The 14,797-nt window shown below is 62.2% G+C and carries 14 protein-coding genes; 13 read left to right on the top strand and 1 reads right to left on the bottom strand.

Annotated features, from left to right (window positions below; translation table 11 throughout):
* Positions 1-142: 142 nt before the first annotated feature.
* Positions 143-871, bottom strand: a complete 729-nt coding sequence (locus DFR38_RS17815) for a GntR family transcriptional regulator (RefSeq protein WP_110313705.1) — start codon at positions 869-871, stop codon at positions 143-145.
* 212 nt (positions 872-1,083) lie between these two features.
* Here DFR38_RS17815 and ssuD point away from each other — a divergent pair, with 212 nt between their 5' ends.
* From ssuD to DFR38_RS17750, 13 genes are all read left to right on the top strand, one after another.
* A complete protein-coding gene (gene ssuD / locus DFR38_RS17810; RefSeq protein WP_059286530.1) occupies positions 1,084-2,235 on the top strand; it encodes an FMNH2-dependent alkanesulfonate monooxygenase in 1,152 nt (383 codons plus the stop codon).
* The gene (locus tag DFR38_RS17805; protein WP_059286529.1) at positions 2,232-3,074 is read left to right on the top strand and encodes an amidohydrolase family protein; all 843 of its coding nucleotides are present in this window, start codon (positions 2,232-2,234) and stop codon (positions 3,072-3,074) included. Before ssuD ends, DFR38_RS17805 begins: the two co-directional genes overlap by 4 nt.
* A 37-nt stretch (positions 3,075-3,111) precedes the next feature.
* Positions 3,112-4,074 carry a sulfonate ABC transporter substrate-binding protein gene (locus DFR38_RS17800; RefSeq protein WP_059286528.1) on the top strand — a complete coding sequence of 321 codons (963 nt, stop codon included), beginning with the start codon at positions 3,112-3,114 and terminating at the stop codon, positions 4,072-4,074.
* A gap of 301 nt (positions 4,075-4,375) precedes the next feature.
* Entirely contained in the window at positions 4,376-4,960 is a 585-nt protein-coding gene (gene msuE, locus DFR38_RS17795) for an FMN reductase (protein ID WP_059286527.1), read from the top strand.
* Between the two features lie 54 nt (positions 4,961-5,014).
* The gene (sfnG, locus tag DFR38_RS17790; protein WP_059286526.1) at positions 5,015-6,118 is read left to right on the top strand and encodes a dimethylsulfone monooxygenase SfnG; all 1,104 of its coding nucleotides are present in this window, start codon (positions 5,015-5,017) and stop codon (positions 6,116-6,118) included.
* A gap of 14 nt (positions 6,119-6,132) precedes the next feature.
* Positions 6,133-7,308, top strand: a complete 1,176-nt coding sequence (locus DFR38_RS17785) for an AMP-binding protein (RefSeq protein WP_059286525.1) — start codon at positions 6,133-6,135, stop codon at positions 7,306-7,308.
* A 22-nt stretch (positions 7,309-7,330) separates the two neighbouring features.
* On the top strand, positions 7,331-8,113 hold the full coding sequence (locus DFR38_RS17780) for an ABC transporter ATP-binding protein (protein WP_059286524.1): 783 nt from the start codon (positions 7,331-7,333) through the stop codon (positions 8,111-8,113).
* A 75-nt stretch (positions 8,114-8,188) separates the two neighbouring features.
* Entirely contained in the window at positions 8,189-9,070 is an 882-nt protein-coding gene (locus tag DFR38_RS17775) for a branched-chain amino acid ABC transporter permease (RefSeq protein ID WP_062788811.1), read from the top strand.
* An 11-nt stretch (positions 9,071-9,081) separates the two neighbouring features.
* Positions 9,082-10,149: a branched-chain amino acid ABC transporter permease gene (locus DFR38_RS17770; protein WP_110313704.1), complete on the top strand. Its 1,068-nt coding sequence runs from the start codon at positions 9,082-9,084 to the stop codon at positions 10,147-10,149.
* Positions 10,150-10,211: 62 nt separating this feature from the next.
* Positions 10,212-11,546, top strand: a complete 1,335-nt coding sequence (locus tag DFR38_RS17765; protein ID WP_045848237.1) for an ABC transporter substrate-binding protein — start codon at positions 10,212-10,214, stop codon at positions 11,544-11,546.
* Positions 11,547-11,629: 83 nt separating this feature from the next.
* On the top strand, positions 11,630-12,385 hold the full coding sequence (locus DFR38_RS17760; protein WP_059286523.1) for an ABC transporter ATP-binding protein: 756 nt from the start codon (positions 11,630-11,632) through the stop codon (positions 12,383-12,385).
* A gap of 236 nt (positions 12,386-12,621) precedes the next feature.
* Positions 12,622-13,683, top strand: coding sequence for an isopenicillin N synthase family dioxygenase (locus DFR38_RS17755; RefSeq protein WP_110313703.1), 1,062 nt, complete (start codon positions 12,622-12,624; stop codon positions 13,681-13,683).
* A complete protein-coding gene (locus DFR38_RS17750) occupies positions 13,680-14,459 on the top strand; it encodes a MetQ/NlpA family ABC transporter substrate-binding protein (protein ID WP_059286522.1) in 780 nt (259 codons plus the stop codon). The genes DFR38_RS17755 and DFR38_RS17750 overlap by 4 nt, the downstream gene beginning before the upstream one ends.
* Positions 14,460-14,797 lie beyond the last annotated feature (338 nt).

The raw sequence follows: 14,797 nt of genomic DNA, 5'->3' as shown, positions 1-14,797 counted from the left end.
GTCCGGATAACCGGGGATGTCACAGGAATGGCAATAAGCGTGCCTGACAAAAAGCGTGGTTTTGCGCCGTTAAACACGGCTTTTTGCTGTAAATCAGCACAACGGTGCTGGCTGGCTGCTGCCAGCGCAGCAGGGTATTGGCTTAGTTGCGCTCCACCCGCAGCTGGTAGCGGAAGCGGTCGGCACGGTAGCGGATGAAGTCCAGCTCCAGCCCGGCGCCATCGGCACCACGGGTCATGCGTTGCAAGGCCAGCAGCGGGGCAGCGGGTGTCACGTCCAGCAGTTGCGCCTCTTCTGCGCTGGCCAGTGTGGCTTCTATGCTGAGGTCGGCATGGCCCAGCGGCAGGCCGTAGTCATTTTCCAGAATATGAAACACATCCCGGCTGGCCAGGTCTTCCCGCGCCAGCCGCAAGCCCAGCTCCTGGGTGAAGTAACTGATGTCCAGCGACACCGGCAGATTGTCCAGATAGCGCAGGCGGCGCAGCTCCACCATGGGCGTGCCCACCGCCACGCCAAAGGCCAGCGCCACGGTTTCGCTGGCGGGCAGGGTTTGCAGGCTCAGCACCCGGTTGCAGGCGGCGTAGCCCTGGCTGTGCATGGCCTCGGCAAAGCCTTGCAGCCGGGTAAGGGTCTGCGCGGGTTTGCTCTTGGCTACATAGCAGCCCTTGCCGGCAATGCGGAAGATCATGCCTTCCTGTTCCAGCGCGCCCAGCGCATGGCGCACTGTGATGCGGCTGACGCCAAAGCTTTCCATCAGCTGTTTTTCCGATGGCAGTTTGTCGTGCTGGCCATAATGGCCGCTGAGAATCTGGCTGCGCAGGCTTTCGCGGATGCGGGCATGCAGGGCCTGGGGCGTGGCTAATGTGGTCATGAGCGGGCAGAGCTTGATTGGATTGCGCCGAGTATAAGCCCAAACGCCGGGCAAGCTGTCATGACAGGTTATGACTTAAATTGATTTGCTTTGCTGTTTTCCTTGGTTCGTGCAGTGCAGGGCGCTGACTAGAATCGGCCCATCACCTTCATGCCACAGCGGCCACAGCGGCGCGCTGCGGCGTCATGCAATCTGCCAGCAAAGGAAGCAGCATGAGTCTCGACATTTTCTGGTTTCTGCCGACCTCCGGCGATACCCGTTATCTGGGCCAGTCCGGCTCCGGCCGCGCCGTCAGCAACGAATACCTGCGGCAGATTGCCGTGGCGGCGGACAATCTGGGTTACGACGGCATCCTCATTCCCACTGGCAGCGGCTGCCTGGACCCGTGGGTGACCGCCTCCAGTCTGGTGCCGGTCACCAGTCGGCTGAAGCTGTTGGTGGCATTGCGCACCGCGCTGACCAAGCCCACCGCTGCCGCGCGCATGGCCGCCACGCTGGACCAGGCCAGCAATGGCCGTCTGCTGCTGAATGTGGTGGCAGGGGGCGATTCCGCCGAACTGGCCGCCGACGGCATTTTCCTCGATCACGACCAGCGTTACGAAGAAGCCAGCGAATTCCTGCATATCTGGAAACGTCTGCTGGCCGGCGAAACCGTCAACTACGCCGGTCAATACCATACGGTGGAAAACGCGCAGAACTTCTTCGAGCCGGTGCAGAAACCGGCTCCGCCCTTGTACTTTGGCGGCTCGTCCAATGCTGCGCACGACCTGGCGGCCGAGCATGTGGAAGCCTACCTTACCTGGGGCGAACCCCCGGCAGCCGTGGCCGAGAAAATTGCCGATGTACGCGCCCGCGCCGCCAAGCTGGGCCGCACCGTGCGCTTTGGCGTGCGCCTGCATGTGATTGTGCGCGAAACCACCGAGCAAGCCTGGGCGGCGGCCAATGCGCTGATCAGCCATCTGGATGACGAAGTGATTGCCAAGGTGCAGCAGCGTTTTGCTGCAATGGATTCCGAAGGCCAGCGTCGCATGGCCGCGCTGCACGGTGGCAAGCGTGACCAGCTGGAAGTCAGCCCCAATCTGTGGGCCGGTGTCGGCCTGGTACGTGGCGGTGCCGGTACCGCGCTGGTGGGCGATGCACAAACCGTGGCCGCGCGGCTGAAGGAATATGCCGACCTGGGCGTGGACAGCTTTGTCCTGTCCGGCTACCCGCATCTGGAAGAAGCTTACCGCTTTGCCGAACTGGTATTCCCGCTGTTGCCGGGCAAGCGCTGGGTGTATGGCGACGACCGCGTGCAGACCGGCGGCCCGTTTGATGCCAGCACCGTAGTGACGAAAACCGTGGCCGAAACGGAGGCCGCATGAAGGTGATCGACATGCGTTGCAGGCCCGCCTTCCTGCACGACTTCTTTGGTGCCTCGCCCGGCACCCAGGCTTATGAAGCCGCGCGCTGGCTCAACCGCCGCGTGGGCTCGCGTGACGACCAGCACTTTGTCAACTCGCTCACCCAGCAGGGTTTCCTGAATGAAGTGGCCCATGCCGGGCTGAGCCGCGCGGTGGTGGTGGGGCGGCATACGCCCGGCCAGCATCTGCCCAATGACACCATTCACCAGATCGTCCACGGCCATGACAGCCTGCTGGGTATTGCCGGGGTGGACCCGGCCTTGCAGGGCGAGCAAGCGGCGGTGGCCGAGGCCGAACGCGCCATCCAGCAACTGGGCCTGGCCGGTATTGATATCGAACCGGGCTTTGGCGTGCCGGCACGCCAGCCGGACGATGCGGTGTACTACCCCATCTATGAAACCTGCGCCGCGCTGGGCGTGCCGGTATTCCTGATGTCCGGCCCCACCACGCCGGACCCGCGTTTCAACGACCCCGCCGGGGTGGCACGGGTGGCGGCGGATTTCCCGCACTTGCCCATTGTTTGCTACCACGGCTACTGGCCGCGGGTGGCCGAGATTGTCGGCATCGCCTTCCGTCATGAAAACGTGCTGGTGGTGCCGGACATGTACCAGTTTCTGCCCGGCAGCCAGTTGTATATCGAGGCGGCCAACGGCTTCATGGCCGACCAGCTGCTGTTTGGTTCGTCCTATCCCTTCCGGCCGATTAGCCAGTCGATAGACGATCTGCAAGGGCTGGGCCTGCGGCCCCATGTGCTGGACAAGGTGCTGTACGGCAATGCCGCCCGCCTGTTCGGCCTGTAAAACCAGAGACTCATACTGCAAACAACAAGGAATCCTGATGCAACACTTCAACCCCACCCGTCGGCGTGTCTTGGGCCTGCTGGCTGCTGCCGGCCTTGCGCTGTCTTCGCTGTCTGCCACCGCGCTGGCTGCAGGCAGCGACACGCTGAATATCGGTTATCAGAAATACGGCACGCTGGTGCTGCTGAAAGCGCAGGGCACGCTGGAAAAACGCCTGGCCCCGCTGGGCGTCAAGGTGAAATGGGCAGAATTCCCCGGCGGCCCGCAGCTGCTGGAAGCGCTGAACGTGGGTAGCGTGGACCTGGGCACCACCGGTGAAACCCCGCCCATCTTTGCCCAGGCAGCCGGTGCCGACCTGTTGTATCTGGCCAATGAACCGGCCGCACCGGAAGGCGAGGCCATCGTGGTGGGCAAGGATTCGCCCATCCGCAGTGTAAAAGACCTCAAAGGCAAGCGCGTGGCGCTGAACAAGGGCTCCAATGTGCATTACCTGCTGGTGCGCGCACTGGAGAAAGCCGGGCTGAAATACGAAGACATCACCCCGGTCTTCCTCAACCCGGCTGATGGCCGCGCCGCCTTCCAGCAGGGCAGCGTGGATGCCTGGGTGATTTGGGACCCCTTCCTGGCCGCTGCCGAGAAGCAACTGAATGCCCGCCAGCTGGCGGACGGCAAGGGCATCGTCAACAACACCCAGTTCTACCTGGCACGCAAGCCTTATGTGGCCAGCAATCCCAAGGTCATCAAGGTGGTGCTGGAAGAACTGCAACGGCTGGATGCCTGGGGCAAGAGTCATATCCCGGAAGTTGCGGCCGAGCTGTCCAGCCAGATCGGCCTGGACAAGGACATTGTACAGGTGGCTGCCAAGCGCTCCGGCTATGGCGTGAAACTGCTGGATGGCAAGGTGGTGGCAGAGCAGCAGCGCATTGCCGACACCTTCTTCAAGCTGAAGCTGATTCCCAAGCCGCTGGTGGTGAAGGACATCGTGTGGGACGGCAAATAAGCTGAAGCCAGACCGGTCCGACAACCGTCTTCATCATGAAAAGCACACCCTATGGGGTGTGCTTTTTTTGTATTGGAAGCGGGCTGTTTGTCTTGGTTTTGATGCGTTTTGCATATCAGTAATCCGGCTTTGTTTTGCATGGTTTTGCCGGTGCTGCCCAGGCAGCAGCCGGTCAGCATGCTGGTGCGGCAGCAGCAGTTGCCGGTTATGGTTAAATTTATGCAAGCTATTGATATTAAAGAAAAATAAAGCTGGCACGCTTGCTGCTATGTATCAGGAGAACCCTGATGATGGAGCAAGCATGAGCCACTCTTTTAATGTTGTTGCCGTATCCGGCAGTCTGCAGCGCCCCTCGCGCACCCTGGCGCTGGTGCAGGCCGTGCTGGCGGAATTGTCCGGCCATCTGCCAGTTGAGGCCCGCGTGATCGAACTGGGCGAGCTGGCCCCGCACTACGGTGGCGTCACCCGTCCGGCGGATTTACCGGAATCCGTGCGGGAAGCCATTCAGGCGGTGGAACAGGCCGATTTGCTGATTGTCGCCAGCCCGGTTTACCGCGCCAGCTATACCGGTCTGTTCAAGCATTTCTTTGACTTCGTGCATCACGAAGCGCTGTTCGACCTGCCGGTGCTACTGGCTGCCACCGGTGGTAGCGAGCGCCATGCGCTGGTGATCGAACATCAGCTGCGCCCCTTGTTCAGCTTCTTCCAGGCACAAACCCTGCCATTGGGTATCTATGCCGCCGAGGCCGACTTTACCGATTACCAGGTCAGCGCTAGCGCCTTGCAGGCACGCATCCGTCTGGCGGTGGAGCGCGCCTTGCCGCTGATCAGCCACCGCCAGCCGGTGATTGCCAGCACAGATACTGCCGTCGCTGCCCCCGTTTGAATCCAGCCCGCATTGCCTACTTAACCATTACCTGCATCTACACGGAGAAATCACATGAGCCAAGCACAAAACGCCATCAAGTTTGCCTACTGGGTACCCAATGTCAGCGGTGGCCTGGTGGTCAGCAAGATCGAACAGCGCACCAGCTGGGACATCGACTACAACCGCAAACTGGCGCAAATCGCCGAGAAGGCCGGTTTTGAATATGCGCTGTCGCAAATCCGCTTTACCGCCGGTTATGGCGCGGAATACCAGCACGAGTCGGTTTCCTTCAGCCATGCGCTGTTGGCCGCCACCGAAAAACTGCGTGTGATTGCCGCCATTCTGCCCGGCCCGTGGACCCCGGCGGTGCTGGCCAAGCAGATTGCCACCATCGACCACCTCACCGGCGGCCGCGTGGCAGTCAATATCGTTTCCGGCTGGTTCCAGGGCGAATTCACCGCCATTGGCGAACCGTGGCTGGAGCATGACGAACGCTATCGCCGTTCGGAAGAATTCATCCGCGTGCTCAAGGGCATCTGGACCCAGGACAACTTCAGCTTCAAGGGCGATTTCTACCGCTTCAGTGACTACACCCTGAAGCCGAAACCGCTGCAACAGCCGCACCCGGAAATCTTCCAGGGTGGCAGCTCGCGTGCTGCGCGTGACATGGCTTCGCGTGTGTCCGACTGGTACTTCACCAACGGCAATACCGTGGAAGGCATCAAGGCGCAGGTGGACGACATCCGCGCCAAGGCAGCAGTCAACGGCCATCAGGTCAAGATTGGCGTCAACGCCTTCATCATTGCCCGCGATACCGAAGAAGAAGCCCGCGCCGTGCTGGCCGAAATCATCGACAAGGCCGACCCGGAAGCCGTCAACGCCTTTGGCGATGCGGTGAAGCAGGCCGGTCAGGCCAGCCCGGAAGGCGAGGGCAACTGGGCCAAGTCCACCTTTGAAGACCTGGTGCAGTACAACGACGGCTTCAAGACCAATCTGATTGGCACCCCGCAGCAGATTGCCGAGCGCATCGTCGCGCTGAAGGCCGTGGGAGTGGACCTGGTGCTGGGCGGCTTCCTGCACTTCCAGGAAGAAGTGGCCTACTTCGGCGAAAAAGTGCTGCCGCTGGTGCGTGAGCTGGAAGCGCGCGCCAAAGAGCACGAAGCCGTAGCCGCCTGACAGGAGCAAGGGTGATGAAGCGACATCAGGAAGCACCGCTGCCCGGCAGCGCCAGCCTGCCAGCCGGGCTGGCATGGCAGGCCGACCAACAGCCGCAGGCCATTGCCCTGCGCCACAAGCGGCTGGGCATCTGGCAGCAATGGCGCTGGGCCGAGCTGCAGCAGCAAGTGGCTGCGCTGGCGGCCGGTCTGGCTGCGCAAGGCTTTGCGGCCGGGCACAGCCTGGTGTTGCTCAGTCATCCGCGCCCCGAAGTGCTGTTGCTCAGCCTGGCGGCGCAGTGGCTGGGCGGGGAGGCGGTGGCGCTGGACCCGCAACAGCCGGTGCGCGACTTGCAGGCCATCTTGCTGCATTTACAGCCGCGCTGCTTGCTGGTGGAGGATGCCGAGGCCCTGCACAGCCTGCCGCGTGATTTGCCCAGCCCCGCGCTATTGCTCTACGCCGAAGGGCGTGGCTTGCAGCAGCGGGTAGGGCCGGGCTGGCTGTCGGTTGCGCAGTTGCAGCAAGCAGGCGCGGCCTTGCCTGCGCCCGCCTTGCTGGCCAGCAACAAGGCGGTTGCTTTCCGCTTCTGGCGGGTGGATGGCCGGGGCGAGCTGCAACAGCAGGCCTTGCAGCATGGCCATTTGCTGCAGGCGGGTAGCCAGCTGTTACAGGCCGAGGGCCTGACTGCCAATGAAGACGCCCTGGCCTCGCGTGCCTTTGCCAGTTCCGCCCAGGTGCGCTACCTGCTGGCACCGTGGCTGCAAGCCGGTTTCCGGCTGAATTTCCCGGAAAACCTTGCCACGCGCGACAACGACCGTCGCGAACTGGGCCCCACCCTGGTGGCCGGTACGCGCGAAACCTATAGCCGGCTGGAACAGCTGGCTCGCAGCCGTCTGCCGCCTACGGGCAGCTGGCAACGTGCGCTGGTAGACCGCGTGCTGCAACCGGATGCCGGGCGCTTCTGGCGCTGGGCCGGGTATTACAGCGTGATTCGCCCGCTGCGCGACGTACTGGGCTTCAGCCGCACGCGGGTGCCGCTGCTATTGGGTGCGCCGCTGGCGGAAAACACCCGGCACTTTTTTGCCGTGCTGGGGGTGGAAGTGCGCAACTGGCCGGATAGCGGTGAATGGCAGCAAAGAGCGGTGCAGCCAGAACCGGAAGGCAGCACACAGCAATGGCGGCCTTCCGCTACGCCTCCCCTGCAAGCCTGAATCAAGAAATGGAAACAACACTATGTCCGAGACCGTAGCGCCCTTGCTGAGCCTGTCGCACATCTCCCTGAGCTTCAAGGGTGTCAAGGCGGTGACCGACATCGGCTTTGACGTGGCCGAAGGGGAAATCTGCGCCTTGATCGGCCCCAATGGCGCGGGCAAGAGTTCCTTGCTCAATGTCATCAACGGTGTGTACCAGCCGCAGCAAGGGGAAATCCGTTTTGCCGGTCGCGCCCGCCGCGCCATGCAGCCGCACGAGGCTGCGGTGGCAGGCATTGCCCGCACCTTCCAGAACATTGCCTTGTTCAAGGGCATGAGCGTGCTGGACAACATCCTCACCGGCCGCAACCTGGCCAGCCGCAGCAGCTGGCTGGAGCAGGCCTTCCGTGTAGGCCGTGCGGTAGCCGATGAAGAAGCCCAGCGTGCGGTAGCCGAGGAGGTGATTGCCTTTCTGCGCCTGCAAGCCTGGCGGCACACCCCGGTGGGCCAGCTGCCTTATGGCCTGCAAAAGCGGGTGGAACTGGGGCGCGCATTGGCAGCCCGGCCGCGCTTGCTGTTGCTGGACGAACCCATGGCCGGGATGAACCGCGAAGAAAAGCGCGAGATGAGCCAGTTCATCCGCGAGGTCAACCAGGTGTTCGGCACCACCATCGTGCTGATCGAACACGATATCGGCGTGGTGATGGAGCTGTCCGACCACGTGGTGGTGCTGGACTACGGCCGCAAGATCGGCGATGGCGAGCCCGCAGCGGTGCGTGCGCTGCCCGAGGTGATTGCCGCTTATCTGGGCCAGCAGCGTCACTGAAACCTGTTTATCCGTATCCACCTTGTTCCCGCCAGCTTGCCCGTGCGGGGCGGGGACCTGTAAGGGGGCTGTCTGATGTCGTTTTTCATGGAAGTACTGCTCGGCGGCTTGCTGGCCGGGGTGATGTACTCGCTGGTGGCCATCGGCTTCGTGCTGATCTACAAGGCCAGCGGGGTGTTCAATTTTGCCCAGGGCTCGATGGTGCTGTTTGCCGCACTCACCTTTGTCAGCCTGCTGGAGCGTGGCCTGCCGTTCTGGCTGTCTTTTGTCATCAGCCTATTGTCCATGCTGCTGCTGGCGCTGTTGCTGGAGCGGCTGGTGCTGCGCCATCTGGTGAACCGGCCACCCATCACCCTGTTCATGGCCACGCTGGGCCTGAGTTATGTGGTGGAAGGCGTGGCCCAGGCGCTGTGGGGCGCGCAGGTACACGGGCTGGACCTGGGCATCGAGGACACGCCGCTGGAGCTGGGCGGGCTGATGCTGTCGCGCTTCGACCTGTTTGCCGCCGGCAGCGCCGGGCTGCTGGTGCTGCTGCTGTCCTTGCTGTTCAACAAGACCCGCATCGGCCTGTCGCTGCGCGCCGTGGCTGACGACCAGCTGGCCGCGCTGGCAGTGGGCATCCGCCTGCAACGCATGTGGGTGCTGGTATGGGCGGTGGCCGGGCTGGTGGGACTGGTGGCCGGGCTGTTGTGGGGCGCGCGGCTGGGCGTGCAGTTTTCCCTGTCGCTGATCGTGCTCAAGGCCTTGCCGGTATTGATCATTGGCGGCTTCACCTCGATAGGCGGCGCCATTGTCGGCGGGCTGATTGTGGGGGCCAGCGAAAAACTGGCGGAAGTGTATCTGGGGCCGCTGCTCAGCGGTGGCATTGAAAACTGGTTTCCCTATGTGCTGGCGCTGCTGTTTTTGCTGCTGCGCCCGGCGGGCTTGTTTGGCGAACGCGCCATCGAACGGGTGTAAGGAGAATACGCATGTTTTATCAGGAATCCGGGCAGTTCAGCACCCGCTACCGGCAGGATGGCCGCGCACTGCGGCTATGGCAGCAGCGTGCCGCGCTGTGGGCCTTGCTGGCACTGGCCTTCGGCTTGTTGCCCTTTATTGGCAACGACTACTGGTTCAGCGCCATTCTGATTCCGTTTCTGGTGTTGTCACTGGCCGGGCTGGGGCTGAACCTGCTTACCGGCTATGCCGGCCAGCTGTCGCTGGGTTCGGCCGCCTTCATGGCGGTGGGGGCGTTTGCCAGTTACAAGCTGCAATTCCTGCTGCCGGGCCTGCCGCTCTTGCTCAGCTTTGTCGCCGGTGGCGTGGTGGCCGCGGCAGTGGGGGTGGTGTTCGGCCTGCCCAGCCTGCGCATCAAGGGCTTTTATCTGCTGGTGTCCACCCTGGCGGCACAGTTCTTTGTCGAATGGCTGCTCACCAAGTTTGCCTGGTTCTCCAACGGTAACGAGTCCGGCGTCATCACCGCGCCGCCGCTGCTGGTGGCCGGTCACGATTTTGGCAGCCCGGCCGGGCGCTACCTGCTCACCCTGAGCGTGGTGCTGCCGCTGTTTGTGCTGGCGGCCAATCTGGTACGCAGCAGCCTGGGGCGCAACTGGATGGCAGTGCGCGACATGGATACCGCTGCTGCTGTCATCGGCATCCCCATCCTGCGCACCAAACTGCTGGCCTTTGCCATCAGCTCTTTCATCCTGGGGGTGGCTGGTTCCCTGTGGGCGTTTACCTATCTGGGCACGGTGGAGCCGCATGGTTTTGATCTCAGCCGCTCGTTTCAGGTGCTGTTCATCATCATCCTGGGCGGCATGGGCAGCATTCTGGGCAATTTCCTGGGCGCGGCCTTCATCGTGCTGCTGCCCATCGTGCTGTCCATCCTGTCCGGCAGCTTGCTCAGCGGGGTGCTGCCCGCCGGCCAGCTGGAGAACCTGCAAAAAATCATCTTTGGCGTGCTGATCATCCTGTTCCTGATCAAGGAGCCGGACGGTCTGGCACGGCTGTGGCAAGGCTGGCGCGCCCGCGCCCGGCTGTGGCCACTGCGCTTCTGAATGTTTTTGTCTTGTTGTTTCCGTTAGCAGTTTCGTCTACTGAACCAGGGAGTTTACCCATAATGAAAAATCATCTGCACACACTGAAAGGGGCGGTCGTACTGGCATTGGGCCTGGCGGCAGCATCGGCCACGGCACAGGCAGGCGGCGAGCAGTATTTCCCGCTGCAAAGCTACCGCGTGGGGCCGTATGCGGCTGGCGGCACCGGCTTTTTCGGCGGCTTTATTGATTACCTGCAATACGTGAATCTCAAGGAAGGCGGCGTCAACGGCGTCAAGCTCACCTGGAGCGAGTGCGAAACCGAATACGTGGTGGAAAAAGGGGTGGAGTGCTACGAGCGCCTGAAAAAAGGCCTGAACGGCGCACCGGCTGCCGCCACCAACCCGCTGTCGGTAGGCATTGCCTATGCCACGCTGGAGCGTTCCACCGCTGACAAGCTGCCGCTGATCACCATCAACCACGGCCGTACCGACTCCACCGACGGCAGCGTGTTTCCCTATGTATTCCCGTTGCAGCTGAACCCGTATTCCGAGGTGTCGGCCATCATCAACTACATCGGCCAGAAATCCGGCGGCCTGGCCAAGCTGAAGGGCAAGAAGATTGCCGTGCTCTACCACGGCTCGCCCTATGGCAAGGAAACCAACCCCATCCTGGAGCTGCTGTCGAAGAAGTACGGCTTCCAGCTGGTGTCGCTGGAAGTGCCGCATCCGGGTAACGAGCAGCAGTCGCAGTGGCTGACCATCCGCCAGCAAAAACCGGACTGGGTGATTCTGCGCGGCTGGGGCGTGATGAACCCGGTGGCACTGAAAACCGCGCAGAAAACCGGTTATCCGGCAGACCACATCATCGGCAATATCTGGAGCAACTCGGAAGAAGACGCCGCCCCGGCCGGCGCCGCCGCCAAGGGCTTCATCTCCATCACCACCCACCCGTCCGGCACCCAGTTCCCGGTACTGCAAGGCATCAAGAAAACCGTGCTGGATGCCGGCAAGGGCAATCTGGCCGACGCCAAGCGCTTTGGCACGGTGTACTACAACCTGGGCGTGGTGAACGGCATCCTGAATGTGGAAGCCGTGCGCCTGGCGCAGGCCAAGTTCGGTAAGAAACCGCTGACCGGCGAGCAGGTGCGCTGGGGCTTCGAGCACCTGCACTTTGACGACAAGCGCTTGAAGGAAGTGGGCGCGCTGGGGCTGTTGCAACCCTTGCAACTGAGTTGCGCCGACCACGAAGGCGGCGGTGCGGTGCGCTTCCAGCAGTGGGACGGCCAGCAGTGGAAGGTGATTTCGCCGTGGGTACAGGCCGACCGCAAGCTGCTGCGCCCCATCATCGAGGACTCCTCGCACAAGTACGCCAAGGAAAAGGGCATCACCCCGCGCGATTGCAGCAAGGAATCGTGATGGCCTGAGCCCGTCCACGCCCGGCGCGGCTTGCTGCGCCGGGTTTTTGTCACCCGGTTTTTGACGGATTGCGGAGTTGAATCATGAGCCAGCCCTTACTACAGGTGGAAGGCATTCAGGTGGTGTACAACCAGGCCATTCTGGCCGTGGGCAGTGTTTCCTTGCAGGTGGACGCAGGGCAGATCGTGGCCTTGCTGGGGGCCAATGGGGCAGGCAAGAGCAGCACGCTCAAGGCTATTGCCGGGCTGGTGGCAGCCGAGCGCGGCTGCCTGCAACAAGGGCGCATTGTCTATGACGGGCAGGATGTCAGCCATACCGCCCCGCATGAGCTGGTGCAGCGCGGGCTGGTGCAGGTGCTGGAAGGACGGCATTGCTTTGCCCACCTGAGCGTGGAAGAAAACCTGCTGACCGGTGCCTTCGTGCGCAAGCCCAGCCGCGCAGCCTTGCAGCAGGATCTGGAACGCATCTACCAGTATTTCCCGCGGCTGAAAGAACGCCGCCGCTCGCAAGCGGGCTATACCTCGGGTGGCGAGCAGCAGATGGTGGCCATCGGCCGTGCGCTGATGGCCGCACCCCGGCTGGTATTGCTGGATGAGCCATCCATGGGGCTGGCACCGAAAATCGTCGAGGAAATTTTCGAGATACTGCAGGCGCTGAACCGGCAGGAAGGGGTGAGCTTTTTGCTGGCCGAACAGAACGCCAACCTGGCCTTGCACTACAGCCATCAGGCCTATCTGCTGGAAAACGGCCATGTGGCACTGTCGGGTAGTTCGGCCGAGCTGGCTGCGCGTGAAGACGTACACCGGTTCTATCTGGGTGGCAGTGTCGAGGCAGCCTGAGGGCAGGCTGTTACTGTCACAGTTTGGCGCAGACAACACCGCTGTGCGGCTTTGCGCCACCATTCATCCTGCTTGTCCGGGCGGCACCGGCACGCCGTTGTTCAGGCAAGCACCGCCCTTGTCAGCCGCGCTGACGGCTTGATATTCAAATCAGTTTTTCTTGGTTCGCACCGGCATTGGCATGGCATATCGTGAAGCTTCCCGGCACCCCGGTGGTGCCGCTTTACGGAGTTGTCATGTCAAGCCCTCTTGCCTTGCCTGTCATCGATTTCAGCCTGCTCGATGGCAGTCCCGAACAGCGCCAGCAACTGCTGCAACAACTGCGTGGCGCAGCGCGCGATCACGGTTTCTTTTATCTGGTCGGCCATGGTGTCGCCGCTGACAAGGTGACGGCACTGCGTCAGGCCGCACGCGCATTCTTTGCCCTGCCGAAAGCCGACAAGCTGGCCATCGACATGGAAAACTCGCCGCATTTCCGTGGCTATACCCGTGCCGGTGAAGAACGCACCCGCGGCGCTGCCGACTGGCGCGAACAACTGGATATCGGTGCCGAGCGCCCTCCGCGGCCCGACCTGGCAGCGCAGGGCCCGTGGTGGCGTCTGCAAGGCCCCAATCAATGGCCGACAGCCTTGCCGCAACTCAAGCCGGTGCTGCTGGACTGGCAGCAGGAAACCACCCGCCTTTCCATCCGCCTGTTGCGTGCCTTTGCCGAAGCCCTGCAGCAGCCGGTCGACATTTTCGACGATGCTTTTGTCGAAGCTCCGGTGGGGCATCTGAAAATCATCCGTTATCCGGGCAGCCAGCAAGGCATAGCCGGGCAGGGCGTGGGGCCGCACAAGGACGGCGGCTTTCTCACCCTGTTGCTGCAAGACGATAGCCAGGACGGCCTGCAAGTGGAAACCGAGCAGGGCTGGATTGATGCGCCGTCATTGCCGGGCAGTTTCATCGTCAATATCGGTGAATCGCTGGAAATGGCTTCCGATGGGTATTTGCGGGCCAATGTGCATCGCGTGCTGAGCCCGCCAGAAGGCAAGGACCGCTTGTCGGTGGCCTTTTTCCTCGGCCCGCGGCTGGATGCCACCATTCCGCTGCTGCAATTGCCGGCACCGCTGGCCGCCGAAGCACGTGGCCCGGAGGCCGACCCGGACAACCCGCTGTTTTACCGTATTGGTGACAATTATCTCAAAGGACGGCTGCGCTCCCATCCCAAGGTAGCCGTCCGGCACCATGCCGACCTGCTTTCCCCGCAAGCATTGCAGGCAGCTTCCCTTCCCACCTCCGCAGGAGAATATGCATGAAACGCGCAAGCCTCTGGCTGGCACTGTTCGGCCTGGCCACCAGCCTTACCGCCCACGCCGAAGTGCTGACCATCGGTGCCGAAGCGGTACCGCATGCCGAGATTCTGGAACATGTGAAACCGGCGCTGGCCAAACAGGGCATTGAGTTGAAAGTGAAAGTGTTCAGCAATGGGCTGCAGGAAAACCTGGCAGTGGCCGGCAAGGAAATCGACGCCAACTACTTCCAGCACCAGCCCTTTCTGGATAGCTTCAACAAGTCCAAGGGCACCCGGCTGGTAAGCGTGGCGGCCATTCACGTAGAGCCGTTCGGCGCGTACTCGCACAAGGTCCGCAAGGTCAGCGAGCTGCCGGACGGTGCCACCATCGCCATTCCCAACGACCCGTCCAATACCGGCCGCGCCTTGCTGCTGCTGCACAAGCAGGGCCTGATCAGCCTGAAGGACCCGGCCAATATCCTGGCCAGCGCGCGTGACATCAGCAGCAACCCGCACCATTTCAAGATCAAGGAACTGGAAGCCGCCACCCTGCCACGGGTGCTGGATCAGGTGGACATTGCGCTGATCAATACCAACTACGCGCTGCAAGGCGGGCTGAAACCCAAGCGTGATGCGCTGTTCAGCGAAGGCAGCCAATCTCCCTACGCCAACATCATCGTGTCGCGCGAGGATAACCGCAGCAGCCCGGCGCTGAAAAAACTGGTGGCGGCACTGTTCACCGACGATGTACGCCAGTTCATCGACCAGCGTTATCAGGGTGCGGTGGTGCCGGTGTTCTGACACTGCTCCCTGATGCCAGCCTGGCTCTTCTCGCTTTCTGGACAGAAAGCGAGGCTCCCTTTCAGGGAAAGGGCGGGGGGATAGGGAATAGACGGGAAGGCTGCGGAATCAATCAGTGAGTCGAAAGGCCCGGCTTTGCCGGGTCCGGTACAAGCGCACCAAATCACTTGGTCAGCCGCAAGAAAGGCGTCCCCTCACGGCGGACGCCTTTGTTTTGTTGACTGGCAGAGCAGGTTTTACCAGGGCGGTTTCAAGAGCCAAGTGCAACGGTGGTTGGAATCCTGATATCCAGATTGAAGCAACATTCCCAGAATGCTTCGCTGGGCTTCTTAAACCCT

The sequence above is a fragment of the Aquitalea magnusonii genome (assembly GCF_003202035.1).
Classification (GTDB): Bacteria; Pseudomonadota; Gammaproteobacteria; order Burkholderiales; family Chromobacteriaceae; genus Aquitalea; species Aquitalea magnusonii.
Note: the sequence above shows the minus strand (reverse complement) of the source record. Positions and strands in the feature narration are given on the sequence as shown.

Bases quoted from the DNA above. Each gene is read 5' to 3' on its own strand.
- msuE (WP_059286527.1), top strand. From the start codon at position 4,376: ATGAGCCACTCTTTTAATGTTGTTGCCGTATCCGGCAGTCTGCAGCGC.
- DFR38_RS17750 (WP_059286522.1), top strand. From the start codon at position 13,680: ATGAAACGCGCAAGCCTCTGGCTGGCACTGTTCGGCCTGGCCACCAGC.
- sfnG (WP_059286526.1), top strand. From the start codon at position 5,015: ATGAGCCAAGCACAAAACGCCATCAAGTTTGCCTACTGGGTACCCAAT.
- DFR38_RS17760 (WP_059286523.1), top strand. From the start codon at position 11,630: ATGAGCCAGCCCTTACTACAGGTGGAAGGCATTCAGGTGGTGTACAAC.
- DFR38_RS17765 (WP_045848237.1), top strand. From the start codon at position 10,212: ATGAAAAATCATCTGCACACACTGAAAGGGGCGGTCGTACTGGCATTG.
- DFR38_RS17770 (WP_110313704.1), top strand. From the start codon at position 9,082: ATGTTTTATCAGGAATCCGGGCAGTTCAGCACCCGCTACCGGCAGGAT.
- DFR38_RS17785 (WP_059286525.1), top strand. From the start codon at position 6,133: ATGAAGCGACATCAGGAAGCACCGCTGCCCGGCAGCGCCAGCCTGCCA.
- ssuD (WP_059286530.1), top strand. From the start codon at position 1,084: ATGAGTCTCGACATTTTCTGGTTTCTGCCGACCTCCGGCGATACCCGT.
- DFR38_RS17755 (WP_110313703.1), top strand. From the start codon at position 12,622: ATGTCAAGCCCTCTTGCCTTGCCTGTCATCGATTTCAGCCTGCTCGAT.
- DFR38_RS17780 (WP_059286524.1), top strand. From the start codon at position 7,331: ATGTCCGAGACCGTAGCGCCCTTGCTGAGCCTGTCGCACATCTCCCTG.
- DFR38_RS17775 (WP_062788811.1), top strand. From the start codon at position 8,189: ATGTCGTTTTTCATGGAAGTACTGCTCGGCGGCTTGCTGGCCGGGGTG.
- DFR38_RS17800 (WP_059286528.1), top strand. From the start codon at position 3,112: ATGCAACACTTCAACCCCACCCGTCGGCGTGTCTTGGGCCTGCTGGCT.
- DFR38_RS17805 (WP_059286529.1), top strand. From the start codon at position 2,232: ATGAAGGTGATCGACATGCGTTGCAGGCCCGCCTTCCTGCACGACTTC.
- DFR38_RS17815 (WP_110313705.1), bottom strand. From the start codon at position 871: ATGACCACATTAGCCACGCCCCAGGCCCTGCATGCCCGCATCCGCGAA.